At 54.9% G+C, this 26,579-nt stretch carries 25 protein-coding genes; 13 read left to right on the forward strand and 12 right to left on the reverse strand.

Annotated elements, in window-relative coordinates:
- Positions 1 to 17: 17 nt before the first annotated feature.
- Positions 18 to 1,394 carry a DNA repair protein RadA gene (radA, locus tag RUDLU_RS0104820; protein WP_019987221.1) on the reverse strand — a complete coding sequence of 459 codons (1,377 nt, stop codon included), beginning with the start codon at positions 1,392 to 1,394 and terminating at the stop codon, positions 18 to 20.
- A 265-nt stretch (positions 1,395 to 1,659) separates the two neighbouring features.
- Here radA and RUDLU_RS0104825 point away from each other — a divergent pair, with 265 nt between their 5' ends.
- Positions 1,660 to 2,361, forward strand: a complete 702-nt coding sequence (locus RUDLU_RS0104825) for a porin family protein (protein ID WP_019987222.1) — start codon at positions 1,660 to 1,662, stop codon at positions 2,359 to 2,361.
- 202 nt (positions 2,362 to 2,563) lie between these two features.
- On the opposite strand, the gene RUDLU_RS0104830 is transcribed toward RUDLU_RS0104825, so the two are convergent.
- Both RUDLU_RS0104830 and RUDLU_RS0104835 read right to left on the reverse strand, forming a co-directional pair.
- Positions 2,564 to 2,977 carry a LytR/AlgR family response regulator transcription factor gene (locus RUDLU_RS0104830; RefSeq protein WP_019987223.1) on the reverse strand — a complete coding sequence of 138 codons (414 nt, stop codon included), beginning with the start codon at positions 2,975 to 2,977 and terminating at the stop codon, positions 2,564 to 2,566.
- Between the two features lie 228 nt (positions 2,978 to 3,205).
- Entirely contained in the window at positions 3,206 to 3,637 is a 432-nt protein-coding gene (locus RUDLU_RS0104835; protein ID WP_019987224.1) for a LytR/AlgR family response regulator transcription factor, read from the reverse strand.
- Between the two features lie 417 nt (positions 3,638 to 4,054).
- Here RUDLU_RS0104835 and pheS point away from each other — a divergent pair, with 417 nt between their 5' ends.
- The 5 genes from pheS to RUDLU_RS0104865 all read left to right on the forward strand — a co-directional run bounded on the left by pheS (position 4,055) and on the right by RUDLU_RS0104865 (position 9,414).
- Positions 4,055 to 5,107 carry a phenylalanine--tRNA ligase subunit alpha gene (gene pheS / locus RUDLU_RS0104840; RefSeq protein ID WP_019987225.1) on the forward strand — a complete coding sequence of 351 codons (1,053 nt, stop codon included), beginning with the start codon at positions 4,055 to 4,057 and terminating at the stop codon, positions 5,105 to 5,107.
- Positions 5,108 to 5,194: 87 nt separating this feature from the next.
- Complete coding sequence (locus RUDLU_RS0104845; RefSeq protein WP_019987226.1) at positions 5,195 to 6,400, forward strand: exodeoxyribonuclease VII large subunit; 1,206 nt, start codon at positions 5,195 to 5,197, stop codon at positions 6,398 to 6,400.
- Between the two features lie 4 nt (positions 6,401 to 6,404).
- Positions 6,405 to 6,593 carry an exodeoxyribonuclease VII small subunit gene (gene xseB / locus RUDLU_RS0104850; RefSeq protein WP_019987227.1) on the forward strand — a complete coding sequence of 63 codons (189 nt, stop codon included), beginning with the start codon at positions 6,405 to 6,407 and terminating at the stop codon, positions 6,591 to 6,593.
- A 139-nt stretch (positions 6,594 to 6,732) separates the two neighbouring features.
- Entirely contained in the window at positions 6,733 to 8,088 is a 1,356-nt protein-coding gene (locus tag RUDLU_RS0104855; RefSeq protein WP_019987228.1) for an OmpA family protein, read from the forward strand.
- Between the two features lie 243 nt (positions 8,089 to 8,331).
- Entirely contained in the window at positions 8,332 to 9,414 is a 1,083-nt protein-coding gene (locus RUDLU_RS0104865; RefSeq protein WP_019987230.1) for an SDR family NAD(P)-dependent oxidoreductase, read from the forward strand.
- A gap of 128 nt (positions 9,415 to 9,542) precedes the next feature.
- Here RUDLU_RS0104865 and RUDLU_RS0104870 read toward each other — a convergent pair whose 3' ends face one another.
- Both RUDLU_RS0104870 and yiaA read right to left on the reverse strand, forming a co-directional pair.
- Positions 9,543 to 11,789 (reverse strand): B12-binding domain-containing radical SAM protein, encoded by a 2,247-nt coding sequence (locus RUDLU_RS0104870; protein WP_019987231.1) that lies wholly within the window; start codon positions 11,787 to 11,789, stop codon positions 9,543 to 9,545.
- 170 nt (positions 11,790 to 11,959) lie between these two features.
- Positions 11,960 to 12,382, reverse strand: a complete 423-nt coding sequence (yiaA, locus tag RUDLU_RS0104875; RefSeq protein WP_019987232.1) for an inner membrane protein YiaA — start codon at positions 12,380 to 12,382, stop codon at positions 11,960 to 11,962.
- A gap of 139 nt (positions 12,383 to 12,521) precedes the next feature.
- Here yiaA and RUDLU_RS0104880 point away from each other — a divergent pair, with 139 nt between their 5' ends.
- From RUDLU_RS0104880 to RUDLU_RS0104890, 3 genes are all read left to right on the forward strand, one after another.
- Positions 12,522 to 12,929: an immunity protein YezG family protein gene (locus tag RUDLU_RS0104880; protein ID WP_019987233.1), complete on the forward strand. Its 408-nt coding sequence runs from the start codon at positions 12,522 to 12,524 to the stop codon at positions 12,927 to 12,929.
- Positions 12,930 to 13,029: 100 nt separating this feature from the next.
- On the forward strand, positions 13,030 to 14,328 hold the full coding sequence (locus RUDLU_RS0104885; protein ID WP_019987234.1) for an alpha/beta hydrolase family protein: 1,299 nt from the start codon (positions 13,030 to 13,032) through the stop codon (positions 14,326 to 14,328).
- Positions 14,329 to 14,399: 71 nt separating this feature from the next.
- The gene (locus RUDLU_RS0104890; protein ID WP_019987235.1) at positions 14,400 to 14,801 is read left to right on the forward strand and encodes a Dabb family protein; all 402 of its coding nucleotides are present in this window, start codon (positions 14,400 to 14,402) and stop codon (positions 14,799 to 14,801) included.
- Between the two features lie 157 nt (positions 14,802 to 14,958).
- On the opposite strand, the gene RUDLU_RS0104895 is transcribed toward RUDLU_RS0104890, so the two are convergent.
- The 7 genes from RUDLU_RS0104895 to RUDLU_RS0104925 form a co-directional block, all read right to left on the reverse strand.
- Complete coding sequence (locus tag RUDLU_RS0104895; RefSeq protein WP_019987236.1) at positions 14,959 to 15,780, reverse strand: mechanosensitive ion channel family protein; 822 nt, start codon at positions 15,778 to 15,780, stop codon at positions 14,959 to 14,961.
- Between the two features lie 89 nt (positions 15,781 to 15,869).
- A complete protein-coding gene (gene corA, locus RUDLU_RS0104900) occupies positions 15,870 to 16,820 on the reverse strand; it encodes a magnesium/cobalt transporter CorA (protein ID WP_019987237.1) in 951 nt (316 codons plus the stop codon).
- Between the two features lie 127 nt (positions 16,821 to 16,947).
- Positions 16,948 to 17,193, reverse strand: coding sequence for a hypothetical protein (locus tag RUDLU_RS0104905; RefSeq protein ID WP_019987238.1), 246 nt, complete (start codon positions 17,191 to 17,193; stop codon positions 16,948 to 16,950).
- A 163-nt stretch (positions 17,194 to 17,356) separates the two neighbouring features.
- Positions 17,357 to 18,661 carry an amidohydrolase family protein gene (locus RUDLU_RS0104910; protein ID WP_027302768.1) on the reverse strand — a complete coding sequence of 435 codons (1,305 nt, stop codon included), beginning with the start codon at positions 18,659 to 18,661 and terminating at the stop codon, positions 17,357 to 17,359.
- 5 nt (positions 18,662 to 18,666) lie between these two features.
- The gene (locus RUDLU_RS0104915; protein ID WP_027302769.1) at positions 18,667 to 18,951 is read right to left on the reverse strand and encodes a type II toxin-antitoxin system RelE/ParE family toxin; all 285 of its coding nucleotides are present in this window, start codon (positions 18,949 to 18,951) and stop codon (positions 18,667 to 18,669) included.
- A complete protein-coding gene (locus RUDLU_RS0104920) occupies positions 18,936 to 19,178 on the reverse strand; it encodes a hypothetical protein (protein ID WP_019987241.1) in 243 nt (80 codons plus the stop codon). Before RUDLU_RS0104920 ends, RUDLU_RS0104915 begins: the two co-directional genes overlap by 16 nt.
- A gap of 36 nt (positions 19,179 to 19,214) precedes the next feature.
- Complete coding sequence (locus RUDLU_RS0104925) at positions 19,215 to 22,307, reverse strand: amidohydrolase family protein (RefSeq protein ID WP_019987242.1); 3,093 nt, start codon at positions 22,305 to 22,307, stop codon at positions 19,215 to 19,217.
- Between the two features lie 184 nt (positions 22,308 to 22,491).
- On the opposite strand from RUDLU_RS0104925, the gene RUDLU_RS0104935 reads away from it, so the two are divergent.
- The 4 genes from RUDLU_RS0104935 to RUDLU_RS0104950 all read left to right on the forward strand — a co-directional run bounded on the left by RUDLU_RS0104935 (position 22,492) and on the right by RUDLU_RS0104950 (position 26,577).
- The gene (locus RUDLU_RS0104935; protein WP_019987244.1) at positions 22,492 to 23,238 is read left to right on the forward strand and encodes a hypothetical protein; all 747 of its coding nucleotides are present in this window, start codon (positions 22,492 to 22,494) and stop codon (positions 23,236 to 23,238) included.
- Positions 23,239 to 23,546: 308 nt separating this feature from the next.
- Positions 23,547 to 24,869 carry a glycosyltransferase family 4 protein gene (locus RUDLU_RS26970; protein ID WP_157580092.1) on the forward strand — a complete coding sequence of 441 codons (1,323 nt, stop codon included), beginning with the start codon at positions 23,547 to 23,549 and terminating at the stop codon, positions 24,867 to 24,869.
- Positions 24,866 to 25,432 carry a D-glycero-alpha-D-manno-heptose-1,7-bisphosphate 7-phosphatase gene (locus tag RUDLU_RS0104945; RefSeq protein WP_019987246.1) on the forward strand — a complete coding sequence of 189 codons (567 nt, stop codon included), beginning with the start codon at positions 24,866 to 24,868 and terminating at the stop codon, positions 25,430 to 25,432. The genes RUDLU_RS26970 and RUDLU_RS0104945 overlap by 4 nt, the downstream gene beginning before the upstream one ends.
- Positions 25,429 to 26,577: a glycosyltransferase family 9 protein gene (locus RUDLU_RS0104950; protein WP_019987247.1), complete on the forward strand. Its 1,149-nt coding sequence runs from the start codon at positions 25,429 to 25,431 to the stop codon at positions 26,575 to 26,577. Before RUDLU_RS0104945 ends, RUDLU_RS0104950 begins: the two co-directional genes overlap by 4 nt.
- The last annotated feature ends 2 nt before the right edge of the window (positions 26,578 to 26,579 follow it).

Raw genomic sequence — 26,579 nt, forward strand, 5'->3', positions numbered from 1 at the left:
ATCTATGATTTCCAATCTTACATTAACACCCCCTGAAACACTTCGTCGAGCTTAGCAACCGGCCGAATTTTTATTGAAAAACCGCCCGTATCTAAGCCTTTCAAACTGTATTTCGACACAAAAATCTCCTTGAATCCGAGTTTTTGAGCCTCGGCAATGCGCTGCTCAATGCGGCTGACGGCTCGCACCTCACCTCCCAGTCCGACTTCGGCCGCAAAAGCCACGGTCGAGGGAATGGGAATATCTTCGTACGACGACACAATGGCCGCGCACACTGACAAGTCGATGGCCGGGTCTTCTACTTTAAGCCCGCCCGCAATGTTCAGAAACACATCCTGCTGCCCGAGCCGGAAGCCACCCCGTTTTTCGAGCACGGCCAGGAGCATCTGAAGCCGTTTATTGTCGAAACCCGTGCTACTCCGTTGCGGAGTACCGTAGGTCGAAACGCCCACCAGTGCCTGAATTTCAACCATTAGTGGACGGTTACCTTCGAGCATCGACCCAATAGCCACGCCACTCAGCACCTCGTCGCGTTGCGAAATCAGAATCTCCGACGGGTTGGTCACCTGCCGCAAGCCGGAGCCCAGCATTTCGTAGATTCCCAGCTCAGAGGTGCTGCCAAACCGGTTTTTAGTGGTGCGCAGAATCCGGTAGGTGGTGTGCCGGTCGCCTTCAAACGTCAGCACGGTATCCACCATGTGCTCGAGTACTTTAGGCCCCGCAATGGTGCCCTCTTTGGTGATGTGCCCGATCATAAACACCGGCACACCTGACTCTTTAGCGTACTTCATAAACTCGGCCGTACACTCCCGCACCTGCGATACGCTACCCGCCCCCGACTCCACGAGTGACGAGTGCATGGTCTGAATCGAGTCGACGATGAGGACTTCGGGCTCAAAATGCTCGACCACCCGAAAAATATTCTGGGTCGAGGTCTCAGTCATGATGTGGCAGTCACTCGTGGGGGCTTCGAGTCGTTCGGCCCGCATTTTTATCTGCTGCTCGCTTTCCTCGCCCGACACGTACAGCACACGCGTACCTGGTAGAGTCAGGGCAATCTGGAGCAACAACGTCGATTTGCCAATGCCCGGCTCCCCACCGATGAGTACGAGCGAGCCCGGCACAATCCCCCCGCCCAGCACCCGGTTGAGTTCGGCATCGACGGTCAGCACACGGGGCTGCTCCTCGTAATTAATGGCGTGCAGGGCTTTCGGTTTGGGCGCGGCCTTGGCGGCCCCCGTTGTTACGCGCCAACCGCCTTTTTCGGGTTCATCTTTCTGAACCAGCTCTTCCACAAAGGTATTCCACTCGCCACAAGCCGGGCAGCGCCCCAACCACTTGGGCGATTGCTGCCCGCAATTCTGGCAGAAGTACGACGTTTTGATTTTAGCCATTTCTACAGTGAACAATCTGCAACGAACAGTGAACAACGAATGGTGATCACTAAAAACTGTCCGACTTTTTTTGCGTGAATTAAACCTTATTGGCCCAAATGATTCAAAACGAGGCAGCACAGGATACAGCCAAAATTGTTCGTTGTTCTCTGTTAGCTGTTCCCTATAAAAACGCCATTCACTCAAAATTAGTTGGCCTCGGTACACCGATTAATAGGGGGATGCGTTAGTTCAGTTGTCAACACATAAACTATACGACCAATCCATGAAGAAGAGCCTTCTGTTCGCTGCCATCGCCTTAATGCCTGCCGTATCGGTTGCGCAGGATTCGTTTCAATTCGGCATTAAGGGCGGGGTCAACCTGTCGAAATTTTCCCTCGGTGAAAACGTTGTGACCACCCGGCTCAATGCGAATGGCTCCCCAGCGGTGGGGGTCGATGGACAGCTCATTCGCGACAATCTGCGCGAGAGCCTCAACAGCCGGACCGGCACCGCCTTTGGGGTGTACGCCCGCTTTGGTCGTAACCTGTATATTCAGCCTGAGGTGTTGTACTCGACAAAAGCCAGCTCGTTCGATATTGTGCGAACGCAAAACGGACAGACGCAAACTGAAACCGTTAATATCTCGACTACCAGTTTCGATGTACCCGTATTGTTGGGTCTGAAAGGTGGCCCGTTGCGTGTGGTGGCCGGGCCGGTAGTCTCGTTCCGTATTGGGGATAATCAGCGCTTCGGTGAAGCCCTGCGGCAGTACACGACGGGTTCGCTCAACGATGCCTGGGCAAAAGCCTATTATGGGTATCAGATTGGGGGCGGCCTCGACCTCGGCCGAATTGGCATTGACGTACGCCGGGAAGGCAGCTTTTCCGACATTGCCGCCGTTGACCTCGGTACGGCAGGCCAAACCACTCAGTTTAGCCAGAAGCTGAAGTCATGGCAGGTTACGCTGGCCTACAAAATCTTTTAACAACGAACAGTGAACAACCAACAGTGAACATTGAACAACGAACAGTTTTGCGTAGAAAAGCAATTGTTCATTGTTCATTGTTCATTGTTCATTGTTCATTGTTCATTGTTCATTGTTCATTGTAAAAAAATAAACCGTTGCCCTGCGTCCTGAGGAGTTGGGCAACGGTTATCCGTCCAATTAACCCACTATATTGTTTGCTTTAATTCAGAAGATTCTGATAGTATTCGTTCAGGCGATCCCAAATTTCTTTCAACCGCCGACGCGACACAGCCACCTCACGGCCATCGGCCATTCGCAGCATCCGGTCGGCACCCAGTACCCCCCGGCGCACGTAGCCTAAATTGACAATATGCGATTTGTGTACGCGCAGAAACACATTACCATCGAGTGTACGCTCAAATTCTTTGAGCGTTTTTGAGATCAAATACTTTTTCCGGTCCCGCGTGTACAGAAAGGTGTAATTCCCCTCGCCTTCGAGGCAGGTGATGTCATCTACCGAAATCATAACCGTTCGGTTCAGGTATGGCAAGGCAATGCGCTGGGTTCCCCGCTGGTACGAAGCCGGGAAGTTAGGCATAACAGGAATTAACGGATTGTTGGTAAGTGATTCCATTGGTCGAAAACGGTTAGCGATTGAGATAGTGACAGAACAAAACTACCGCTTAGTCGAGCCGAAACCATGAAAAACCAACTGCCAAGCAGGGGCCGATTTATCATCAACTCCCTGATTAACAGTTGGTTATACACAATCCAATGCTATATTTTGGGTATATCTCCTTGCACGAATACGTAAAACTACGTATGCCTCAAATAGGACCTTCCCGTGCCTTCAACAACCCGATTAGTTAATATCGGCTGGCTGACGCTGTTGCATCCGATCCATAAACATCTGCGCGCGCCGACGTGAGATCTTTACCTGCTGACCGTCGGTCAGTTCGAGTTCACCTTCTTTCTTCACGTAGAACTTGCGAACAAAGCTCAGGTTAACAATGCACGACTTATGAACCCGCACAAAAGCTTGTCCATCAAGCAATGTTTCGTACTCTTTCAAGGTGCGTGACACCAGCATTTTGGTACCGTCTTTGAGGAAGAAGTTCGTGTAATTCCCACAACCTTCCAGCCGGACAATTTCGTCAACAGAAACCGTACGTTTACGGTCATAAAACGGAATCAACAATTTCTGCAAACAAGGCGAGCTGGTGTTGTTTTCCACACTCTTGGGAAAAGGCATTGACATGCTGTCTAAGAAAGCTTCTGACGTCATAGTGTTCATAGCGTTTTGAGTTTGCGCGGTTAAGACTGGTAGGAGCTTTTTCCTGAGAAGGTAGCTGGTGAGCCACCAACTTTATCCAGTCTCATACTCCCGGAGATGCTTTACCTTAGACAACAATCAGACCTTTTTGTCACGCAAGCTTCATATTGTTTTTCGCCTGTAAGTAATAGTACTTATCATCAGTAAGTTAGCCTACGGGCATTAAAGTAACCTACTGAATTGGTCGACAAGTAACAATGGGCACCTTTGTGTGTATACGTCGCCAATGTGTGTAATTTTCGCCACACTAATTCCCCACATTCCCCAAGACCACATCAGCGCAACCGGGCCACAGGTAGCAAGGCATAGCAGGGCCGTGGTTAAGTTTACCTATCTTTGCAGGCTCATCATGAAGTTTTAGTCAAGTTCAATTGCGCCATGCTGGATAAAGTCAGGGAATTAGTACAGGAAATCGATCAGGCTACCATTACCACCAAAGAAGATTTAGAACAGTTTCGGATGCGGTTTATCAGCCGCAAGGGGGTACTGACCGAGTTGTTTGACAATCTGAAAACTGTGGCCGCCGAAGACCGCCGGGCGGTGGGCAAGGAGCTTAACGACCTTAAAAACAAGGCACTCGCCCGATTCCAGGACTCATCGGAGGCTCTGGAAGCGAGTGGAACGGGCAATCAGGGTCCGGCCGTTGATCTGACCTTACCCAATGTACCGGGCCTGACGGGTACCCAACACCCCCTTTCGATTGTCCGGCAGCGCATCATCCAGATTTTTGAGCGAATCGGCTTCAACGTGTCCGATGGCCCTGAAATCGAAAGCGACTGGTATAACTTCGGGGCACTCAACTTCCCCGATAATCACCCCGCGCGCGATATGCAGGACACGTTTTTCGTGCAGAAATCAGCCGAAAACCAATCGGCCGACATGCTCCTGCGTACGCACACCTCCAATGTGCAGATTCGGCTGATGGAGCACCGCAGCAAAGAAGAAACCTTCCGCCCGATTCGCTCTATTATGCCGGGCCGGGTGTACCGCAACGAAACCATTTCGGCACGGGCGCACTGTCAGTTTCACCAGGTTGAAGGGCTGTATGTAGACCGCAACGTGGGTTTCCGTGATCTTAAAGACACGCTGTACCACTTCGTGAAAGAGATGTTCACGAAAGATACCAAGATTCGGTTCCGGCCATCGTATTTCCCATTTACGGAGCCAAGTGCCGAGATTGATATATCGTGCCAGATTTGCCACGGCTCGGGCTGCAACATCTGTAAGCATTCGGGTTGGGTCGAAATTGCCGGTTCGGGTATGGTTGACCCACAGGTGCTGATCAACAGCGGTATTGATGCCGAAGAATACACCGGCTTTGCATTTGGCATGGGTATCGAACGCATCACAATGCTCAAGTACGAAGTGCGCGACCTACGCCTTTACTTCGAAAATGACGTCCGATTCCTGAAGCAGTTTGAAGGACTATAAAAAAAGTAAGCAGTAGGCAGTGGCAGTAAGCAGTAACTGACGTATAAACTGCTACTGCCTACTGCTACTGCCTACTGCCACTGCATCATGACACCCATCCGTTTAGCCGATTTAGCCTACGCCATTGAGGCCGTTGTTGAAGAACGATTTTCGGGCCGGGCTTTCTGGGTGGTAGCCGAAACGAGCGACATCAAGAATTACCCCGACCGCAACTATTGTTTTCTGACCCTGGTCGACCGGGACAGCAGTTCGCCGGGTGGCCGCGATACGGTCGCTAAACTGGAGGCTGCTATCTGGCGCAAAAATTACAGCATCATCCGGGCCTTTGAACAGGCTACCGGGGTAGCTTTTGCCCGCAACATCTCGCTGCTGTTGCAGGTGACAGTAGGGTTCCATGCCGTGTACGGAATGCGGCTTGAGATTCACCAGATCGATCATTCGTACACGCTCGGCAACCTCGAACGCGAGCGGCAGGCCATTCTGGATACCCTTGTACGCGACCATGCCGAACTGGTCTGGCAGGAAGGGGGCGCCTACATAACCGCCAACCAGCTGCTGCCGCGCCCCTCGGTTTGGCAACGCATTGCCCTTATTGCCGCCCCCGGCTCCGACGGTTGGCGCGACTTTCGGCACGAACTCACCAACAACCCCTTCGGCTACCAATACCAGATCGACGAGTATCTGACCCAGATACAGGGTCAGGGGGCCGACCGGGCCATTTGCGCCCAACTCGATCGGATTCGGGAGAGCGACGTAGCCTACGATGCCGTCGTGATTGTCCGGGGCGGGGGCTCACAGCTCGACTTTGGGTCGTTCGATACGCTGCGGGTGGGGCTGGCTGTGGCTGGTTTTCCGGTGCCAGTGCTTACGGGCATCGGACACGAGCGCAACGTCAGTATTGCCGATATGCTCTGTCATCAGAGCGTAAAAACACCCACCAAAGCAGCTGCTTTTCTGATCGACCATAACCGGCAATTTGAGGAGCAATGCCTACGCCTGTTCGGGCGGCTTATCGAAGCGAGTCGGCAGTCAATTCAGCACAGCCGGCAACGCCTGACCGCCGAAACCGAACGGTTTCGGTTTGTCACAAACGATTTTTTGAAGCAGAAACAGCTTGATCTGGTCGAGAAAAGCGTGACCCTGAAACACCTCGATCCGGCCAATGTGCTCCGGCGCGGATACGCCCTCATTCAGCGCGATGGACGTATTATTACCAAAACGTCGGCGCTGGCAATTGGTGATTCTGTACAAATTCAACTTGCCGACGGCATCACCGATGCCACAATTCGTTGACCCCATGTCTTACCAGGAAGCCTACGACCAACTGGTCGAACTGATTGACGATATCGAGAGCGAAGCCACTCCGCTCGATGAGCTGCCCGCCAAAATAAAGCTGGCCACCGACCTCATTGCGTACTGCCAACAGCGACTCCGTTCGGTAGAAGGTGACTTCCAGGAGGCTTTATCGAGAATTAAAAGCCAATAAAATTTTACTTTTGCACAGGGGTTCTCTGTGGGAGTACCCGGCTTTCCCTTAATTTTAACGATTCGGGCATGCCGGGTACGTGTTTTTGGTCGTGTGGGATAGAGAAGTACCTGATTCAATGATTAAGAAAACAGACAATATGAATTTTTTTGCCGCGTTTAACGACATTGTAACGCCGGACGTCATCAATAAAGCAGCCGTTTTTGTCGAGGAGTCCGCTCCGAAAACGCAAAAAGCAATCGAAGGCCTCGGCCTGACGGTACTGGGTGGTTTGTTGAAGCGGACAACCTCCGAAATTGGGGTCAATCAGCTTTTTAACTACATTCAGAAAGGCAATTACGATGGTTCGCAGACGGCAGGTCTGTCCAGTGCCCTTAAAGATCCGGCACAAACCAATTTGCTCATTGCACACGGCAACGATACGATCAGTCATCTGCTGCCGGCCATGAAAAGCTCCATTGCCAACATGATTTCGAGCTATGCGGGAATCCGCAACTCGTCGGCAGTGTCGTTGCTGGGTCTGACGTCGGGGATCGTACTCGATGTGCTGGGCAAGCAGGTACGTGAGCAAAAAATGGATGCCGACGGGTTGGCAGCTGCTCTGTTTGAACAACGCGAAGAGTTTGTTCAGAAAGTGCCCGAAAGCCTGATGCCCAAACTGGTCGAAAAGCTTGGTTTGCAGCAGATTGTAGCAGGCATTGCCGGCCCCGCTCGCCGGGGCGAACCGGCAGCTACGCCCGGCCGACCTATTTCGGCACCCGGCCCAGCCGTTACGGCCCCAGTCTACGATACGAGTTCTGACTCCGACAATACCAATGGGTTGGTAGGTAAAATCGGTATCGGCCTGGTATTGGCAGCTATTATCGGTGCCGGTGCCTACATGGTTTATAACAACAGTCGCACCGGCCAAACCGACGATGCAAGCGAAGTTGCCGAAACGACCGTAACAACCGATGCTGGTCAGGCTGATACCGTAGCCCGGTCAATGGCAGTTCCGGTAGACACCAGCGCCATGCGGACCAAACCCGCCACTGCGTCGGCTGTGGCTCCGGTAGCCCCTTCGGCTGCCTCTACCACCGCAACGGCCGGAGCAGGTACCCTCACCACGGCACTTAACAGCTACATGGCCGACATTACGGCTCCGAAAGGACGTACGTTTTCGCTGTCGGCTGTATCGTTTCAACCGGGTTCAACCAGTCTGACACCCGGTTCGGAAACGACCGTTACCGAAATTGCTAATTTCCTGAAAGCCAACCCGGCCGCTCAGATTCGGTTGGTAGGATACGCTAACGATGCCGGGGCCGGTACAACCAACAAAGCCCTGTCATTCAAGCGCGTTAATACCATCAAATCCATGCTCGTGGCCCAGGGTATCAACTACATCCGGGTCGATGCGGTTGGATTGGGCACGGGTTCAAAACCCAGACCCGGCGACTCAACCGGCACACGCACTCCCTCGCTGCGTAAGATCGACATGAAAGTGGTTTATAAATAGAAGGGAGAAAAGGAGAACGGAGGAAGGAGGAAAGGGATCCGAAACCTAACCGAACTCTTATCAACCCAACCAGACACGATGAAAACACCCTGAAGCAGAAAGGAACCGAGGCAGCCCCTCGCCTTCCTTTCTGCTTTTTGCATTCCTCCGTTCTCCTTTTCTCCCTTCTCCCCTTTCCCTCCTTTTTCCAAACATCCCGTTAGTGGGCGTGTTGTCAAATGAAATCAATTGTAAACTCACGTTATGACAACGCAAACCGGGAAAACCGCACTCATTACGGGCGCATCTAGTGGAATCGGTAAAGAATTAGCGACCCTTTTTGCCCAGGACGGCTATAATCTGGTGCTTGTGGCCCTGAGCGACGAGAAGCTCAACGCCGTCGAACAGGACTTCAAAAGTGCATACAGTGGTCAGCAGATCACCGTGATCGGTAAGGATCTGGCGGCAGTGAATGCCCCTCAGGAAATCTACGACGAACTAAGCGGGCAGGGTATTCAGGTGGATGTGCTGGTAAACAATGCTGGCTTTGGCGAATACGGTATGTTTGCTACCGAAACCGACCTTCAGAAAGAGTTAGACATTATTCAGGTCAATATCTCAGCCTTGGTGTACCTGACCAAGCTCTTCAGCAAAGACATGGTACAGCGCAACTCGGGTAAGATTCTGATGCTCGGATCGGTGGCTTCGGTGATGCCTAACCCCATGATGGCCGTGTACGGGGCCACTAAGTCGTTTATCTACTCGTTCTCCGAAGCCCTCCGCAACGAGCTGAAAGACAGCGACGTGACCGTGACCGTGCTCATGCCCGGCGCTACCGACACCGATTTCTTCAACCGGGCCGGTGCCATGAACACCAAAGCGCAGGAAGAAGCCCGTAAAACCGACCCGGCCCGTGTAGCTAAGGATGGCTACGAAGCCCTGATGGCGGGTAAAGACAAGGTTATTTCAGGCATGAAAAACAAACTGTCGGTGGCCAGTTCGTATGTTTTGCCCGACGGGGCCGTTGCCGCCAACATGCGCAAGCAGATGCAGGATAAAAACTACGCCACCGATCAGGAAGAAGAGTCGCAAATGAACAGCCTGTTGCTCGGCGTAGGTGTAGCGGCCCTCGCGGTTGCAGGCCTCTTACTGTTCCGGTCGTACAACAACCTGAGCACGTACGATAAACTACGGTACCGGGCTAAAGCCAAGCGTCTAAGCTGGAAGGCGCAGCAGATGGCTAACGAGTACACGAATCAGGCCCAACACGCCGGGCAATCGGTGGTCGATTCGCTCAAAGGGGCATACCAAAACGGCAAGGCCCGCGTAGAAGAAACGCTGGCGTAGATTTGCGAGATGCTTAAGCGATGACAACTCGTTTAGAGAGATGTCATCGCTTTGTTTCACACTACATTGAATTACTTTTAGAGGTGTCATCTCTCCAAAACGAGATGGCACCTCTTCTATTTTCATCCCTACACTACCAACAGCCCATGTTCGCGGAGTTGTTTCCAGACCGCAGACGCTTTAAACAGCTCAAAATCGCCCAGGCCTGCCTCTTCGTAGCGGGTCTGTAGCCGTTGCATCGACATAGGCGTTGGGGCGTCGATGTCCATGTCGGGCAGAACAGTCACTAACCACTCACCCACCGGCAATTCGGTTTCGAGTAACCAATGGTCTTGCTTGCTGTAAAACTCCAACTCGGCCATTTCGATTACCTGTTGCCCGCGCCGGGATCGGGGCACAGCCGCTTCGAACACTTCGAGCGTAGGTTCTCCGCCAGTCCAGACCACGAGCGCGTTGGTACGTTGCCCCTCGGCTGGGCGTTGCCGGATGGCTTTCTCGATATATCGAGGGGGTATGGTCGTGGGTGGAATCGGGAAATCGAACCACTCCTGCAACGGGAAATCAAAGCACACCCCGTGCATGTAGTTGAAGAGCGATTTACGCAACCCTTCGGCAAACAGATCATGGTCGGCACCGAGGGGGTCGGCATGGTCGAGGTCGTTGTCGGCAAAGAGCGACCCGTTTGCCGTCGGCAGGTCGGGACCAATGCGCTGCACATCAAATGCGGCCGGATGCTGCCCCACGGGGCTGTGCGAGGTCATGGCAAACCGGTGCCAGAAACCCGACTGCACCACGCCTTGCTGAAAAAGCTGCCGCACCATTTCGAGCGAATCGACGGTTTCCTGCATAGTTTGTGTCGGAAAACCGTACATCAGGTAGGCGTGCACCATGATGCCCGCCTGCGTGAAGGCGTCGGCTACGCGGGCCACCTGCGCTACCGTCACGCCTTTTTTCATCCGGTCGAGCAACCGGTCGGAGGCTACCTCAAGCCCGCCCGACACGGCGATACAACCCGACGCCTTGAGCAACCGGCACAGGTCGGGCGTGAAACTCACCTCAAACCGGATATTGGTCCACCAGGTCACGGTGAGCTTGCGCCGGACAATTTCGAGCGCCAAATCGCGCATGAGCGCGGGCGGGGCAGCTTCATCCACAAAATGAAACCCCGTTTGCCCGGTTTGCTCGATAATTTCTTCGATTCGGTCGCACAGCAGCGAGGCCGTAACGGGCTCGTAGCGCTTGATATAGTCGAGCGTGATGTCGCAAAACGAGCATTTACCCCAGTAACAACCATGCGCCAGCGTGAGTTTATTCCAACGACCATCGCTCCAGAGCCGGTGCATCGGGTTGACAACTTCAATCACCGATAGGTAGTCGGTCAGGGGCAGGTCGCGGTAGTCGGGGGTTCCAGTTTCGCGCTGCGGCACGTCTTTTTCGGGCGCGCCATTATGGTATTTCACAACCCCGTCGACACGGGCAAACACCCGCTTCACCTGCGTGAGAGGCCGGTTACCAGCTATGTGGTCGAGCAAGGTGAGCAAGGGTGCTTCGCCATCGTCGAGGCTCACAAAATCGACGCAATCAAACAAACGGGGTTCCTGCACCGACCGAAGTTCGGTATTGGCATAGCCGCCCCCCAGCACCACCTTCATGTGGGGGTGATGGGTTTTGAGATACTGCCCGCAGGTGAGTGCTCCAAACAAATTGCCCGGGAAGGGCACCGTGAGGCATACCACATCAGGGCGGGTACGCTGCACATGGGCTTCGAGCTGTTCGAGCAACAGGGTGGTGATGCGCGTGGGCGGAGCCTGCAAAGCCGCGTGCAGGGGATCGAAGTGCGTAGCCGACCGGCCCAGTCGTTCGGCGTACCGGCTAAAGCCAAAGTGCGGATCAACGGCCTCCTGAATCAGGTCGCCCAGGTCTTCGAGGTAGAGCGTGGCCAGATGCCGGGCCTTGTCGTGCAGGCCCATCGAGCCAAACGCCCAGTCGAGTTCGTCGAGTTGGGCAAACCGCGAGGCTTCGGGCAGGTAGGTACGATCGCAGATGCTGTGCGCCAGCGTCGGGTTTTTGTTTTGCAGAAACCGAATCACCGGCCCGATGGTGCTCACATAGGCCCGCTGCAACCGGCAGATTCGGTAACTGTTGTCCGAGAGGGCTACCTCGGCGGCATCGAGCTCGGCAAACATGGCGGCCAGCCCCTGAGCCGAAAACAGTTTCAGAATAACCTCAATGCCCAAATCGGCCTGATGAGCCACAACGGGCATCCCCGCTTTGGCCTGTGCGTTCAGAAACCCCTTCAGGTACGCGGTGGCCGGGTAAGGCGTGTTCAGTTGCGTAAACGGAGGGGTCAGGAGCAGAACGGTTTGTGCAGGCATACGGAGCAGATCGAGTTGGTCAGAACGAGACGTTCGTCAGCGATAAAAAGGTATCGGCCAACGATTGGGTTCCCTGTCGGGTCAACAAAAAACCCGACACGAAAATCCCAAAATTACACCAAATCGAACAGTTTGCAGGCCGAACGTTTCACTGCCATCCCGAATGCGTGTTACACAACCGAACGTTTGGGGGCTGTATCGGCTGCGTTAGGCACCTGACTATCGCGGGTGTTTTTCTGCACCGCAATGGCCCCGAATAACGCCAGCAGAAACGCAAAGGCATAAAAACCTTTTTCGCTGGGTAGCATCGTCGCATTCCACAGCCCCACCGTCAGGAGAACAATGGCCAGAACCGTCGAAAACCAGCAAATGCTGTAGTAAATATCCGTGACAGGAATACCTTCCAGGCGGTCGCGGACACTTTTCTGTACCGACACCACAGCAAACAAGCCATACATCAGAATGGTAAAATAGTACCCCTTTTCGTTGAGGAGTAGATCGGAACGCCAAAGCCCGATCAGGTAGCCAGCCATACCGGCTCCTAAGGCTACCCACGAGGCTCCGATAAAAGCGGCAGAGGGTTTCTGGTTCATACGATATTGGTAAAGGGTTTTGATTGGCCGCTAAACTCCTCATTTTCTGAATATTCGACAAAAAAGACTTTCTGAACGGCAAAACGAACAAGAGACCTCTATTTTTCGGTTAAACTACACGGACCAACCAACCACTTACATGACCCACAACGATATTTTCAACGTACTGACAGACGCCATCAGCTCGGCCATCCCCGACGAATGGCTCATTGCCCGTCTGAACGTTCAGATTCTGACCGACGGCACCGATATTGAGTTTGATGGTACGTACCTGACCCCAACGAATGAGCTGAAGGTGCTCGATACCGATTTTCCGGACGAGGTAACCGACGTAGTGCGGGCGCTGTACCTGCTCCGCAAAAACGCCAATGAACCCCGCGCCAACCGGCTCCAGATCGACCTGACGGCACAGGGCAAGTTTAAGGCCGAGTTTAGTTGGGATCAGGAGTTGCAGGACGAAGACGACTTTTTTGCGGCTGGCGGTAGCGCCCGCGATTGGGTGGCCCTACGCGATGCCAAATACGGCCCGCCCGATGTAAAAGAATAGCCCGAAGTCCCGAAGCAGGCGGGTGAAATAAACCCATTTTGCCCTATTTTGCGGGGCCGATTTGGCCTTATGGCCCGGTTTCCTAAATCGTACCTGCTTCATGCTACTCTCTTCCCGTTTTATCGCCCTGCTGCTGGGTATTGTTTTTTATTCGGCGGCCGTCTGGGCACAAGCCCCCAACGATGCCTTTGTGTTTGGTGATCTGTTGCCCGACGCCCCCGAACTGGCCGCCCGGGGTAAGTACTCAGTTGGGGTCCGAACCCTGACCGTGACCCATACCGATCAGCCTGACGTGCTTCGCAGCAAAGGTGGCCAAACACCCCGTTACGACCGTAAACTGACGCTCGAAATCTGGTATCCGGCCCGTATTCCGGCGGGCCAAACCGAACGTGTCGTTTACGATCAGGTGATGGGTAGCTCCAACGACCCCAAACGCCCGCTCATTCCGTTTACGTTTGCCGGTCGGGCCCTGCGCGACGCCGAACCCGACCCCGGCACGGAGGCATATCCGCTCGTGATTGTGTCACATGGCTATTTGGGATCTCGGTTGCTGTTTACCTACCTCACCGAAAATCTGGCCTCGAAAGGCTACGTCGTGGTGGGAATTGACCATGCCGAATCGACGTTTCGGGATGCGGGCGGCTTTGCCAGTACACTCCTCAACCGCTCGCTCGACGACCTGTTTGTACTGAACGAAATAGCCCGGCTTAGTGCTAAAAACAGCCAATCGTTTCTGGCGGGTCTGGTCGACTCGGACAACACGGCCCTTATTGGCTACTCAATGGGCGGCTACGGGGCGCTCAACGTAGTGGGGGCTGGCTACAGCGCGCAGGCGGCCAAAACGTTCGGGCAGTTGAGCGGTGGCAGCAACGCCCTCGACAGCAGAACCATGACGAACCCGGCCTACAAAGCATCGCTCGACCCGCGCATCAAAGTAGCCGTTGCGTTTGCCCCCTGGGGTATGGAGCGGGGTGTGTGGGATGCCGAAGGGCTGGCCGGTCTGAAAGTCCCGACCCTGTTTATTGCTGGTAGTAAAGACGATATTTCGGGGTACGAAAAAGGCATCAAGGCTATTTACGACGGAGCCATCAACGCCGACCGGTACCTGCTTACGTATCTGAACGCCCGGCACAACGTAGCCCCTAACCCTCCGCCAGCCGAGTCGCTCAAACCGGGCCTGCACTTTGATGAGTACTACCGCTATGCCGAACCCGCCTGGAATGAGCGACGCATTAATAACATCAATCAGCATTTTGTGACGGCTTTTTTGGGGTTACACCTCAAAAAACTCGACTACGCCAGGTACCTCAACCTGCCCTTGTCGCCCAACGAAGGCGCCTGGACCGGTTTCAAACCCCGCTCGGCCGTGGGTCTCGAACTACGGCACAATAAGCCTTGAACGCAATACTTGGCCCGCTACCGTCTGATGGCTAACTTGTGGGCCAATAACTCAGTTAACCAATCTTTTCTATGCGCAAGTTTCTGTTTACGGTTTTGATAGCCGCCCTAAGCCTGTCTGTTTCGCTCGCATCTGACAACGATAATCCTCCTACTAAAAAAACTGCCCGTATGCTCCGTCACGCTGTCTTTTTTAAGTTTAAAGACTCTGCCACGCCGGCCGACATCAAGAAAGTGGAAGATGCCTTCCGCGCCTTGCCGAGCCAGATCAAGGAAATCAAAGATTTTGAGTGGGGTACCAACAACAGCCCCGAAAACCTCAATCAGGGATACACCCACGCCTTTTTTCTGACCTTCGACAGTGAGGCTGGTCGGGCAGCTTATCTGCCCCACCCTGCCCACAAGGCGTTCGGTAAAGTACTTGGCCCACACCTCGACAAAGTGTTTGTAGTCGATTACTGGGCGGAGAAATAAGGGGTATGTTTGTAGGTTCGTAAAACCCTGAAGGGGCGTAACTATTGATAGCTTGTCAATAGTTACGCCCCTTCAGGGTTTTGGTATTTAATGCGAGTTATGGACTGGTTACCCATGCCAAGCCCTGGCGGGTGCTCCAAAGATCGCTCCCTCCTAATCACTCCGTTTTGAACCGGAGCACATTGATTTCGTTGCGGGGGCCCTCGATACCCTCACGGGCAAATGCCCCCGCGATGGCTTCCTGCACAGCATAGTTGGTTTGCCCAATGTGGTCAATTTTGCACCACACCCGCACGTCGAGAAGTAGGCCACTATCGGTCAGCTTATTCACCAGCACATCGGCCTTCCGGTCGGGCAAGGCCTGCGGGCAGGTCGAGACGGCCTCCTGAATGAGCGTTCGGATTTGCGACACTGTGTATGAGCGGTCGACCACCACCTGCGAATCGACGCGAACCGTACCCATGCGTGAATAGTTGGTAATTGCGTTGGTAGTCAGCACATTATTAGGTATAGTAATGGTGCGATTGTCGGTTGTCACGAGCACTGTGTTGAGCAAATGAACAGCCTCTACATAGCCTGTAAACGTTTGAACGGCAATCAAGTCACCAACCCGAAAGGGCTTTAAGGCCAGAATCAGCAGACCCCCGGCAAAGTTGGCCAGGCTACCCTGCAAAGCCAGCCCCACGGCCAACCCCGCCGTACCAATCACAGCCACAAACGAGGTTGTTTCAACGCCCAACGTACTGAGCACACTCAGAATCAGGACAATTTGCAGGCCAATTTTCAGAAAGGAGAGCAGAAACGGCTGAATATCCCGGTCAACCTTTTGCCGGTTGAACACACGCCCAATGGCGTTCAGTAGTAGTTTAATGAGCCAATAACCTGCCAGCATGAGCAAGCCAGCTATTAGCAGGCGCCCCCCGTACTGAGCGGCAAATCGGGCAATAGTTTCGTTAAATGGTTCTGAAGTGTTAAGCATAGTTACGTACAACTTTTCGTGAGTGGTGGGCGGGTTCCACACATACGTTCCCCCAGCCTGTTGTGTAAGACCGGGAAAGTACCGAAAAGTTACACCCAATTACGCTTACGGAAATACAAATAAGTACCCACTGACGACAACACCATCAAGCCCAGCGCAAACAGATAGCCGTAATCCCAGCCGAGTTCGGGCATGTGGGCGAAGTTCATCCCGTAGATACTGGCGATAAGCGTGGGCGGCAAAAACACCAGCGACAAGACGGTGAAAATCTTGATGATCTGGTTTTGTTCAAGGTTAATCAAACCCAGAAACGTGTTTTGCAGAAATTCGAGCCGCTCAAAAATGAAGTTGGTATGTTCAATGAGCGAGTTGATGTCCTTGATTAAGGTCCGAAGTTGTTGCTGTTCTTCGTCGGTAAACCAGCCGTTGGAGCGAATCATGGCCGAAATCACCCGTTGCTTATCCACCACGCTCTCACGCAGGGTCATGGTTAACTCCTGGTAGTCGTTGATATTCAGCAGCATCTCACGGTCGAGCTTGGCATCGAGGTCAAGTTGCTTATTGATGGCTTTTACCTCCTGCGAAATGCTCTCGATCAGGTCGGCGTCGGAGTCGATTCGGGATTCGAAGATAGAGAGCATAATCTGTCCGCCGTCGCGAAACCGGGCCCGGCGCGACTTGATCCGTTTTACGGTGTCGGCAAAGGCTTTAAGGTCGGCGTTGCGGGTGGTAAACAGCAACTCATCTTTGAGCATAAAGCTAACCGGCACGTTGGAATAGCCACCTTTCCGGTCCTGTACCAGAAAATTGGTATTGGCAATCAGATAATCGTCTTCTTCAATATACCGCGAGCTACTCTCAATTTCAGCCTGCTCCTGCTGGCTTTGAAAGCTGACATCAAACTTTTCTTCCACACTCGTCAGCTCATCGGGAGACGGATTTTGCAAATCCACCCAAAGCGTGCGTTCCGTATCCCGAAACGAGTCAATATCCCGAATTTTCCGAACGGCGGCTTCGTCCTGCTGAAAGATGCGAATCATAGGGCAAAGATATAAAGGAGAAGGCAGAAGGGAGAAAGGATAACAAGTAGCGAGCTACCCCTCCACAAATCAGGCCCAGCCGATTGAACCGACTGGGCCTGCTGTTAGTCAAAAACTGGATTTGTGTCTACGCATACGGCCCTTTACCAATGTCTACCTTGCCATCGCGGTTGCGATTGGGGTGCGTGGTTGGCTCGTTATCATCTTCACCCACAACCTCATCGGTGGGGGTCACGTTCATGTCGTCGATGGGCGTGTCGGTCGGGCTGTCGTTGCCGGGCAATTGAGTTGCCTTGTCGGAGCGGTCGCCCAGGCCCGCGGGCGAAATAGCCTGTTTGGCCCGCAGGATGTCTTCTTTATCGGGATCTTCCATAACGTTGGTTCGATTCGGGTTGATAATCTACTTTGCAGGTAGAACACCCACCCCGAACGATTGTTTTGGAAGAAAAGGAAAACCATGACTGATGAGTGATGAACGATGAGCGTTTTTAGGGCGTCAGCAAGTTCATCACTCATCGTTCATCACTCATCGCTCCTTATTCCTGCCCGTACTTGGTTTTGAACTTTTGGTACAGGCGCTTGTGCTTATCGTCGAGGTTTACCTTGCGGCCCTGAATAAAGGCGTGCTCAACGACGTTGGTCCGCATGTCGAGCGCATCGCCAGCCGACACAAACAGGGTGGCCTGCTTGCCTGTTTCGAGCGTGCCCACCACCTTGTCGATACCCAGAATTTTGGCCGTGTTGGAGGTCACCAGTTTAAGGGCCTCTTCGCGGTCGCCAATGCCGAAGCCAGCAGCCGTGCCTGCCAAAAAGGGCAGGTTACGCGTGCGCCACCACTCTTCGGCGTAGCTCAGACCCACCAGTACACCTGCTTTTTGCAGGATACCGGGCAACCGGTAAGGCAGGTCAACGGCTTCGTCCTGCCGGTTGGGCAGGCGGTGCAGGGCGCTCAGAATCACCGGCACGTTGTTTTCTTTGAGGAAACCAGCCACCCGATCAGCCTCTTCGCCCCCAACAATCACCACGTTGGGAACGCCGGCGGCCCTGGCAAACCGCACAGCTTCGATGATGTCCTTGCCCAGATCGGCCCGCACGTAGAGGTTTTGCCGCCCCGTAAACAAGCCGCGCATAGCCTCAAATTTCAGGTTCATAGGCGTGGGCGACGGCAGGGCCGCGTACGCTTTGGCTTCGGCAAACACCGTTTCGATGGCCCGCATAGCCTCGTCGCGCTTGTCGTTCTTTTTGATGCTCACCGAGAAGGTGTCGAAGTCGAAATTGCGGGCAAAATAACCGGGCCAGTTGAGCCAGATCCCGTCGTCTTTGCGCAAAACAGCATCTTCCCAGTTCCAGCCGTCGGTGTGCATGATCGACGACGAGCCCGAAACCGTACCGCCCAGAGGCATGGCCTGCGTGAGGAGCACCCCGTTGTTGCGAATCGTCGGGATAATTTCCGAGTCGGTATCATACGCAATCAGCGCCCGCACGTTGGGGTTCAGTTCGCCAATTTCGCGGGAGTCGACGGTAGCGCGTACCGAGGCTACCTCCTGCAAGCCCACCAACGACGCGGGTGAGATAAGGCCGGGGTAAATGTGCTTGCCGGTGAGGTCAATCACATCGACTTCGTTGCGGTTGATCCGCACGGTGCTTGCATCGCCCACGCCCGTAATCACACCCTTATCGAAGGTAATGAGTCCGTTTTGAATCACGCGGCCATCGCCAACGTGAATAGTAGCCCCCATGAGGGCAATAGCCCGCGCCTGCGGCTTGGCCGGGGCGGGGTTCTGCGCCCATACCTTCCCGAAGGCGGTCAGGGCCAATAGTGAAAGAAAGAAATGTCTCATGATGATTAACGCCCCCCTTTGCGCGAGTCTTTCAGATTGACAACGACTAAAAATTCCGCCACCACCGTGTAGCACACCACCGTATAGGGTCGTACTACCTGTTGTCTGATGGCCGGCACTTCGGCGTGTCGTTTCCCGATGAAAGGCATCTGCGACAAAGTTTCGAGCGTATGGTACAGTTTGTCTGTATGTTTTTCGGTCACTTCATCCCCAAAGGCATCCAACAAATAGGCAACTGTTTGTCGGAACTCCTCTTTGGCTTCGTCGGTCCAGATTATTTGGAGAGCCACTCTTTTGTCAGTTGTTTCATTTGCTCGTTGGTGGTGTACTGACCTTGCTCCATGCGGCCCGGAATCTGTTTCAGCCGCTCTTCCAGAAGGGCGGTGTCTGTATCCAGGGGCAAGTCCTGCTGCTCTACCACCAGGGCAACAAGTTCGTACAAATTCACTAGCGTATGCTCGTTATGAACACTGTCGACCAGTTGGTGAATTGTGTTTTTGAGATCCGTGGTTTCCATAGTCTGTTTCAACGTGCTTGCAGATGAAAGTTACAACTATTTTCCTGCATTGTCGGCTTCTTCGCCTTCGGCCATGAGCCCTTCGATATCCTCGCAGTGCCACATACGCTGCCGACGGAAATTGGGCCGTTGCGTGGGCGAACCACCGGCTTTTGAAGCAATCATTTTCTGGATAATCCGGGCACGCTCGGCCTGTAGGGCATCGCGCTTGGCGTCTTCGGCCTGCAAGTCGAAATACACGGCTCCTTCAATGATGGTTTTCTCAGGACGCGCGTAAATCGACAGCGGGTGCGCATTCCAGAGCACCAGATCGGCATCTTTACCCGGCCGGATACTGCCCAGACGATTGTCGAGGTGCAGCAGTTTGGCAGGGTTCAGGGTGACCATTTTCCAGGCATCGGCTTCGCTTACTCCACCGTACTCCACGGTTTTGGCAGCCTCTTGATTGAGTCGACGGGCCATTTCGGCATCGTCTGAGTTGATCGACACCAATACGCCCTGCCGATGCATGAGGGCCGCATTGTACGGAATGGCGTCTTTCACCTCCATTTTGTAAGCCCACCAGTCGGCAAACGACGAACCACCGACCCCGTGTTTAGCCATTTTGTCGGCCACTTTATAGCCTTCCAGAATGTGCGTGAAGGTGTTTACCTTGAACCCGAGCGAGTCGGCCACTTTCATCAGCATGTTGATCTCCGACTGCACGTACGAGTGGCAGGTGATAAACCGCTTTTTCTCCAGAATCTCGCCCAGCGCGTCGAGTTCAATATCCCGACGGGGGGCTACTGCCTGCTCTTTCGCCTTGCCTTTGAGGGCATTGTAAGCGGCCCAGCTTTTGAGGTACTCCCGCGCCCGGATGAAGTGATCCATGTACACCTGCTCCACACCCATACGGGTCTGTGGGAAACGTACCCGGTTGGCATCGCCCCAGTTGGCCTGCTTCACGTTCTCGCCCAGAGCAAACTTGATGAAGCCGTCAGCCCCTTTAATCAGCATGTTCTCCGGCGATTCGCCCCACTTCAGCTTCACCAGCGCCGACTGCCCACCAATGGCATTGGCCGACCCATGCAGCAGTTGCGAGGTAGTAACCCCACCCGCCAGCTGCCGGTAAATATTGATGTCTTCGGAATTGACCACGTCGCTCATGCGCACCTCGGCCGTCGACGACTGCGAGCCTTCGTTTACCGACAGCAGAGCAATGTGCGAGTGTTCGTCGATGATACCGGTAGTCAGGTGCTTACCCGTTCCGTCGATGGTCCGGGCATTGGCCGGGGCCGACAGCCCTTTGCCTACCTGCTGAATTTTGCCGCCCGTTACCAGAACGTCGGCATTTTGCAGAATACCGTCGGCTTCGTTAGTCCAAACGGTAGCGTTCCGAATCAGAATCGTCTCAGCCTGTGGTTTCTGGGCATTGCCCATTCCAACAAACGGGTAAAGCATCGATGCTACGGCCGACGTGGATACGGCCGACGTGGATACAGCTGATGTGCTACGGGCGGCCGACGTCATGCTTGCCGGGGCGTCGCCCGTGCGAACGGCCGTCCAGGTCACCAGTTTGCCATCAGGCAGTTCGCCATCACCCCGGAACGAGGTTTGATCCCGGTAGCCGGTCAGGCGAGTGAGAGAACCCGGTTGACGCCGGTCGAGGGCCACTTGCATCGATACCACGTTGTTGTCGATCGCCACTTTGGGCGTCAGCTTCACGGTATCGCTAACCACAATCTGGTACTCCGGTTTTTCGGGGTTGTTGCCCGAAATGTTTAGTTTCAGATTTCGGCTGTTACCGCCCGCCGTTGGTGTCAGTGTCAGGTTGTAGCTTCCGCGCAGGTCAGCCACGTTGCGGTTGTTTACCACATACTGCTTACCCCGAATCCAGTTTTCATAGATCACGTTGTCGGCCGAAAACAAATTGCCCGACGTGATGATGAAGTTAGCTATCCGGCCCGGTTGCAGCGTACCCACCATGTCTTCGGCCCGAATCAGGCGGGCGGGTGTCGTGGTAAGGGCTTCGAGGGCTTGCTGCTCAGTCAGGCCATTTTCAACCGCCTTCCGAACATTCGCCATAAACTCGGTACGGTTGCGCAGGCCCGCACTCGTCAGGGCAAAGGGAATGCCCGCTTTGGCCAGCATACCGGGGTTCATCGGGGCCATCTCCCAATGTTTCAGCTCCGAGAGGGCCACATTGTCAGCATCCCAGGCATCTTCTACATCGTAAGCTTGTGGGTAGTTGACAGGAATGATAAGCGAAGCACCCGTACCTTTTATTTCGTCGATACGCTGATACTCGTCGCCCCCACCCCGAATGATGAACTGCGTTTTGAATTCGTCGCCAATTTTATCGGCCCGGAGCACACTCAGTTTGTCGCCCGCTTCGAAAATGGCGGGCAGCGCCTGAATCCGGTTCAGGGCTTCGAGCGAGAGGTTGGCCTGCTCTTTGGCTCCGGCCCGCTTATACCAGTCGGCATCGTACATAGCCTGCCGGATCAGGGCAACCGACCCCATCATCGAGTTGGGGTAGTTCTGACCCGAGCTGCCTTTGTTGAACGAGTAATGCGCCGACACGTTGTTTTTGAGCACCACCGTGTTTTCCCGGTCGTCGGCCAGGGTCACGAGCGAGCCCGTACCGCGCACAATGCCGTCGTGCGGGTGAGTGAGCACCGCCCCGAAGCCCAGCTTGCGCAGTTCGTCGGCTTTGGGGCCGGTTACTTTAAACAGCTGACCCGCTTCGTTTTCGGGCTGTACGGCCTGATTCCAGTAGTACGGGCCTTTTTTGGCGGTTTCCAGCTGCGGAGCCAGCCGGTTGTTGCCGGTAGCCCTTCGCACTTCGGGCATCCCGTAGTCCGAGTCAAGATCAATGAGTGAAGGGTAAATGCGTCGGCCTTTGAGGTCGGCTACAACCGCGCCAGCCGGCACCGATACCGACGTACCAACGGCCTCGACACGCCCATCGCGAATGAGCAGGGTCGCGTTTTGCAGCGTCGTTTTGGGGTCTACCACAATGGTCGCATTGGTAAAGGCATACACCCCCGGCCGCTCATCGTAAACCCCGTTTTGTGGGAACGTAGTCTGAGCCCAACCGACTGCCGTTAGTCCAGCGGCTAACAGCCCCGTCAGTACGAGTTTTTTCATAAAGAAAATGTTAGAAGTGAGAAGTAGTAAAGCCCCAAAAGTACAAAACACAGCCGGACGCTTTACGCACTTTACCAAATAAAATTTGGCCCACACCGACGGGCACCTTTTTGTCGTTTTCAGGTATGAACGGCCCTTTCCGTGCCTTCTGGGTCAGTATCAGCTCACAAACCATCCTGTTCCGATGCGTCACCTGTCTATTCTTTGTTTATTCGTATTCCTGACGAGCCCCGGTTACGCCCAAAGTGGCGGGATGCTCAGTGCCACCCGCGACCGGGTCAACTTCAGCGGGCTCATTGTTCCGTCGACCGGTGTCTTGTTTGGTGTAGCTGGCGAACAGGGCAAACTCCTCGGCGACGCTTATTACGACACCACATTTCAGGCGGGTAACATCCGGTTTTACGGCCGCATCGGAGCCAGTGACTCGCTCGGCGGGGTGCCTCTTCGGCTCAATCTGCTCAATCAGGAGGTAGAGGTACGGGCGGGGTCCAACGACATCCGGGCGGCCAAAGCACCCAGCGTGCGGCAGTTTGTGATGAATAACCGGGCGGGGTCGGTGAGTCAGTTTGTCAACGTGCGCGAGTTCAAAGGCGAAGCCGACAAGCTCGGGGGCTTTTTCGAGCAACTCGTACCCGGCAAACTGCAACTGCTTCAGCGGCACAGCATTACCCTCCAACGCGCCAATTACAACGCGGCCCTGAACGTAGGCACCAAAGACGAAGAACTGCTCAAAAAGCGCGAATGGTACGTAGCACGCGGAGCCGAGGCTACCCGATTTGCGGGCACCCGAAAGGCACTGCTGGAGCTGATGGCCGATAGGCAAACCGAGATCGAAGGCTATCTGAAAACCCGGAAACCAGACCTTAAAAAAGAAGCCGATATGGCCGGTGTGTTCGTGTACTATAACTCGCTCCTCAGTACTGGACATTAGATGTTGGACACTAGACGTTAGACTTCTCTACAGAATGGTAGTGCGTCTAACCTCCAGTATCTGAAGTCCGATTGTCCAGTATTGAAACCTTGCTCAACTAATAACAGATCCAAAACCCCATTGGGGGACCGAATCCTCACTCGAATCACTTAATCTATAACCCATGCAGACAAACAAGTAACATAAACGGTAGAAGTCGGTTCATCGAAACACGAGCGATGCTGACGAACAGCAACTCCACCCTGCTTTTTTTCTTTTCGGTGCATGCCTTGCGGGCGGGTTGGGGGTCGTTCCTAGACGACTCATCGATGAATCTTACTGTTGCTTTACTTTCCGAACACGCATCGCCCCTGGCGGCCGTGGGCGGGGTCGACGCGGGCGGCCAGAATATTGCCGTAGCCGAGCTGGCTCTCCACCTGACGAAGCTCGGGACCAACGTCGATGTGTTTACCCGATTAGACGACCCGGCCCTGCCCGCCATTGTCGAGTGGCAACCCGGTATCCGGGTGGTCCACATCGAAGCCGGGCCGGTAGCCCCCGTCGCCAAAGAAGACATGCTCCCGTACATGGATGCGTTTACGGAGCAGATGATCCGGTTCATGGGTACGCAGCCGCGCCCGTACGACCTCATTCATGCCCACTTTTTTATGTCGGGCTACGTAGCCTGCCAAATCAAAGCCCGGCTGGGAATTCCGTTTGCCATTACGTTTCACGCGCTGGGCGAAGTACGCCGACAGCTGCAGGGTACCTCCGACCGGTTTCCGGCCGACCGGTTCGCCATTGAACGACAAACCATACTCGAAGCCGATGCGGTGGTGGCCCTGTGCCCGCAGGATCGGCAGGATATGATAAGTCTCTACGGGGCTAATCCGCGGACTATTGTCACCATTCCGAACGGATTCAACCCGGAGCAGTTCTACCCCGTTGATAAGGCCCTGGCGCGGCTGATGATTGGCCACGACACCCCCGAACCGATTATCCTGCAACTGGGCCGGATGGTACCCCGCAAGGGAGTCGACAATGTGATCCGGGCGCTGGGGTATATGAGCCGCCACTACGGCATACAGGCCCGACTCCTGGTTGTGGGGGGCGATTCGGAAACACCCGACCCAACCCGAACCCCCGAAATTGGCCGATTGGCGCATCTGGCCGACGAAGAGGGCATATCCCATCAGGTTACGTTTACGGGTAGCCGTAAGCGCGAAGAGCTACGTTATTACTACAGTGCCGCCGACGTGTTTGTGACCACACCCTGGTACGAACCGTTTGGCATTACCCCGCTTGAATCAATGGCTTGCGGCACCCCTGTGGTGGGGTCGGCGGTGGGTGGTATCAAATGCACCGTACTCGATAATGAAACCGGCTTTCTGGTGCCTCCCAACCAACCCGAAACCCTGGCCGCCAAACTGGCGGTACTCATTCATAGCAAGCAACTCCGCACGCTGCTGGGCGAAGAAGCCATCCGGCATGTGGGGCAGTACTACACCTGGCAGCACGTAGCCGGGCAAACGCTTGCCCTTTATCGACGGATTGCGCAAAACAAGTCCGTTGGTCCCTCCCCCATTCATTTACCCCTGTTGCCCACTATGGCCCCCACCGACAAAACCGTGGTGCTGGCTCCAAAGGCATGAACAAAGCTATTTTTCTGGACAAAGACGGAACCCTGATCGTCGACGTGCCCTACAACGTCGACCCCGACCGTATTGCGTTTTATCCCGATGCAGTCGGGGCGTTGCGGGCCCTGCAACAGGCGGGTTACCGGCTGGTAGTGGTCTCCAATCAATCGGGAGTGGCGCGGGGCTATTTTGCCGAATCGTCCCTGGTGGCCGTGTGGCAACGACTGGCCGACGAGGTCGCGCCGGCCGGGGTGGTTTTCGACGGATTTTACTATTGCCCCCACTACGCTATCGACACGGAGCCCGGCTGCGACTGCCGCAAACCCCAACCGGGCATGCTCCGGCAGGCCGCCACCGACCTGGGCATCGAGTTGAGCGCATCGTGGATGGTGGGCGATATTCTGAACGATGTGGAGGCTGGCAACCGGGCGGGGTGCCGAACGATCCTGGTCGACCGGGGCCACGAAACCGAGTGGCTGGCGGGGCCGTACCGAACCCCAACGGCTCAGGTAAGCAGTTTACTGGAAGCCGCCGAACAGATTTTGCAACTCCAGGCTATCTCCCCGTCGCTGCCATGAACGAAGCCCCCCACCACCCCTGGGTCAATGGCTGGCGCATTTTGTGCGCCCGTCCCGATAATCTGGGCGACGTATTGATGACAACCCCGGCTTTTCGGGCTCTGAAAACGTCGTTCCCGGACTGTCACCTCACCTTGCTGACCTCATCGGCCGGGCGGGCGGTAGCCGGGCTTATTCCCGACATCGACGAGGTGATTACGTTTGACCTGCCGTGGGTAAAAACAGACCAGACACCCACCGATCCGCAAGCCTTGTTTGAGATAGTCCATACCCTACGGGCGGGCCGGTTCGATGCTGCCGTGGTGTTTACGGTGCAGAGCCAGAATCCCCTCCCGATGGCGATGCTATGCTACATGGCGCAGATTCGGCGGGTGCTGGGCTACTGCCGAGAGAACCCCTATCACCTGCTAACCAATTGGGTGCCCGACCCCGAGGTGCTCGTAGCGACCCGGCACGAGGTAACCCGACAACTGGATTTAGTCGGGGCAATTGGCGCAACCACGGCCAACGAGCGATTGTCGCTCCGAATCCCCCCCGAGGCCCCCGCTCAGGCCCGGCAGCTGCTCCACAAAGTCGGCCTCGACCGAACCCGCCCCTGGATCTTGCTTCATGCGGGTGTCAGCGAGGAAAAACGGCGGTACCCAGCCGGGCAATTTGCCGAGGTGGGCCGCCAACTAACGGCCCAGGGCATTCAGGTAGGACTGACCGGAAGCCCCGACGAACAGCCGTACGCCCAATTGATACGCGAGCAAATTGGGTCGGGTGCGTTCAATCTGGCGGGCACCTTACCACTACCGGCTTTTTGCGCCCTCGTGGCCGACGCACCCGTGCTACTCAGCAACAACACCGGCCCCGTTCATATTGCTGCGGCCGTGGGTACGCCTGTGGTGGTAGCCTATGCCAAAACCAACCCGCAACATACTCCCTGGATGGTACCCAACCGGGTTCTGTACATGGATGTGCCCCCGTTTTTACGAAGCCGCAACGTGCTGTTACAGCAATTTCCCGAACCAGCCCTGCCCAAAGCTACCCCCGCCGGGCTGGCAAATGCCGTTTGCGAACTTATTGGAGACCGATGGAGCGCATTGGCGCTGAACACCAACCGGATTGCGCAACCAATCGATCTGCAACCGACAACCTTTTAACC

Origin of the sequence: Rudanella lutea DSM 19387 (assembly GCF_000383955.1) — a bacterium.
Lineage (GTDB): Bacteria > Bacteroidota > Bacteroidia > Cytophagales > Spirosomataceae > Rudanella > Rudanella lutea.

What these genes read in the sequence shown, in the direction of transcription:
- corA (WP_019987237.1), bottom strand. Translation starts at nt 16,820, where the DNA reads ATGATTCGCATCTTTCAGCAGGACGAAGCCGCCGTTCGGAAAATTCGG.
- RUDLU_RS0104945 (WP_019987246.1), top strand. Translation starts at nt 24,866, where the DNA reads ATGAACAAAGCTATTTTTCTGGACAAAGACGGAACCCTGATCGTCGAC.
- yiaA (WP_019987232.1), bottom strand. Translation starts at nt 12,382, where the DNA reads ATGAACCAGAAACCCTCTGCCGCTTTTATCGGAGCCTCGTGGGTAGCC.
- RUDLU_RS26970 (WP_157580092.1), top strand. Translation starts at nt 23,547, where the DNA reads ATGAATCTTACTGTTGCTTTACTTTCCGAACACGCATCGCCCCTGGCG.
- RUDLU_RS0104950 (WP_019987247.1), top strand. Translation starts at nt 25,429, where the DNA reads ATGAACGAAGCCCCCCACCACCCCTGGGTCAATGGCTGGCGCATTTTG.
- RUDLU_RS0104855 (WP_019987228.1), top strand. Translation starts at nt 6,733, where the DNA reads ATGAATTTTTTTGCCGCGTTTAACGACATTGTAACGCCGGACGTCATC.
- RUDLU_RS0104910 (WP_027302768.1), bottom strand. Translation starts at nt 18,661, where the DNA reads ATGAGACATTTCTTTCTTTCACTATTGGCCCTGACCGCCTTCGGGAAG.
- radA (WP_019987221.1), bottom strand. Translation starts at nt 1,394, where the DNA reads ATGGCTAAAATCAAAACGTCGTACTTCTGCCAGAATTGCGGGCAGCAA.
- RUDLU_RS0104895 (WP_019987236.1), bottom strand. Translation starts at nt 15,780, where the DNA reads ATGCTTAACACTTCAGAACCATTTAACGAAACTATTGCCCGATTTGCC.
- RUDLU_RS0104890 (WP_019987235.1), top strand. Translation starts at nt 14,400, where the DNA reads ATGCGCAAGTTTCTGTTTACGGTTTTGATAGCCGCCCTAAGCCTGTCT.
- RUDLU_RS0104935 (WP_019987244.1), top strand. Translation starts at nt 22,492, where the DNA reads ATGCGTCACCTGTCTATTCTTTGTTTATTCGTATTCCTGACGAGCCCC.
- pheS (WP_019987225.1), top strand. Translation starts at nt 4,055, where the DNA reads ATGCTGGATAAAGTCAGGGAATTAGTACAGGAAATCGATCAGGCTACC.
- xseB (WP_019987227.1), top strand. Translation starts at nt 6,405, where the DNA reads ATGTCTTACCAGGAAGCCTACGACCAACTGGTCGAACTGATTGACGAT.
- RUDLU_RS0104920 (WP_019987241.1), bottom strand. Translation starts at nt 19,178, where the DNA reads ATGGAAACCACGGATCTCAAAAACACAATTCACCAACTGGTCGACAGT.
- RUDLU_RS0104845 (WP_019987226.1), top strand. Translation starts at nt 5,195, where the DNA reads ATGACACCCATCCGTTTAGCCGATTTAGCCTACGCCATTGAGGCCGTT.
- RUDLU_RS0104905 (WP_019987238.1), bottom strand. Translation starts at nt 17,193, where the DNA reads ATGGAAGATCCCGATAAAGAAGACATCCTGCGGGCCAAACAGGCTATT.
- RUDLU_RS0104870 (WP_019987231.1), bottom strand. Translation starts at nt 11,789, where the DNA reads ATGCCTGCACAAACCGTTCTGCTCCTGACCCCTCCGTTTACGCAACTG.
- RUDLU_RS0104825 (WP_019987222.1), top strand. Translation starts at nt 1,660, where the DNA reads ATGAAGAAGAGCCTTCTGTTCGCTGCCATCGCCTTAATGCCTGCCGTA.
- RUDLU_RS0104835 (WP_019987224.1), bottom strand. Translation starts at nt 3,637, where the DNA reads ATGAACACTATGACGTCAGAAGCTTTCTTAGACAGCATGTCAATGCCT.
- RUDLU_RS0104865 (WP_019987230.1), top strand. Translation starts at nt 8,332, where the DNA reads ATGACAACGCAAACCGGGAAAACCGCACTCATTACGGGCGCATCTAGT.
- RUDLU_RS0104830 (WP_019987223.1), bottom strand. Translation starts at nt 2,977, where the DNA reads ATGGAATCACTTACCAACAATCCGTTAATTCCTGTTATGCCTAACTTC.
- RUDLU_RS0104925 (WP_019987242.1), bottom strand. Translation starts at nt 22,307, where the DNA reads ATGAAAAAACTCGTACTGACGGGGCTGTTAGCCGCTGGACTAACGGCA.
- RUDLU_RS0104885 (WP_019987234.1), top strand. Translation starts at nt 13,030, where the DNA reads ATGCTACTCTCTTCCCGTTTTATCGCCCTGCTGCTGGGTATTGTTTTT.
- RUDLU_RS0104880 (WP_019987233.1), top strand. Translation starts at nt 12,522, where the DNA reads ATGACCCACAACGATATTTTCAACGTACTGACAGACGCCATCAGCTCG.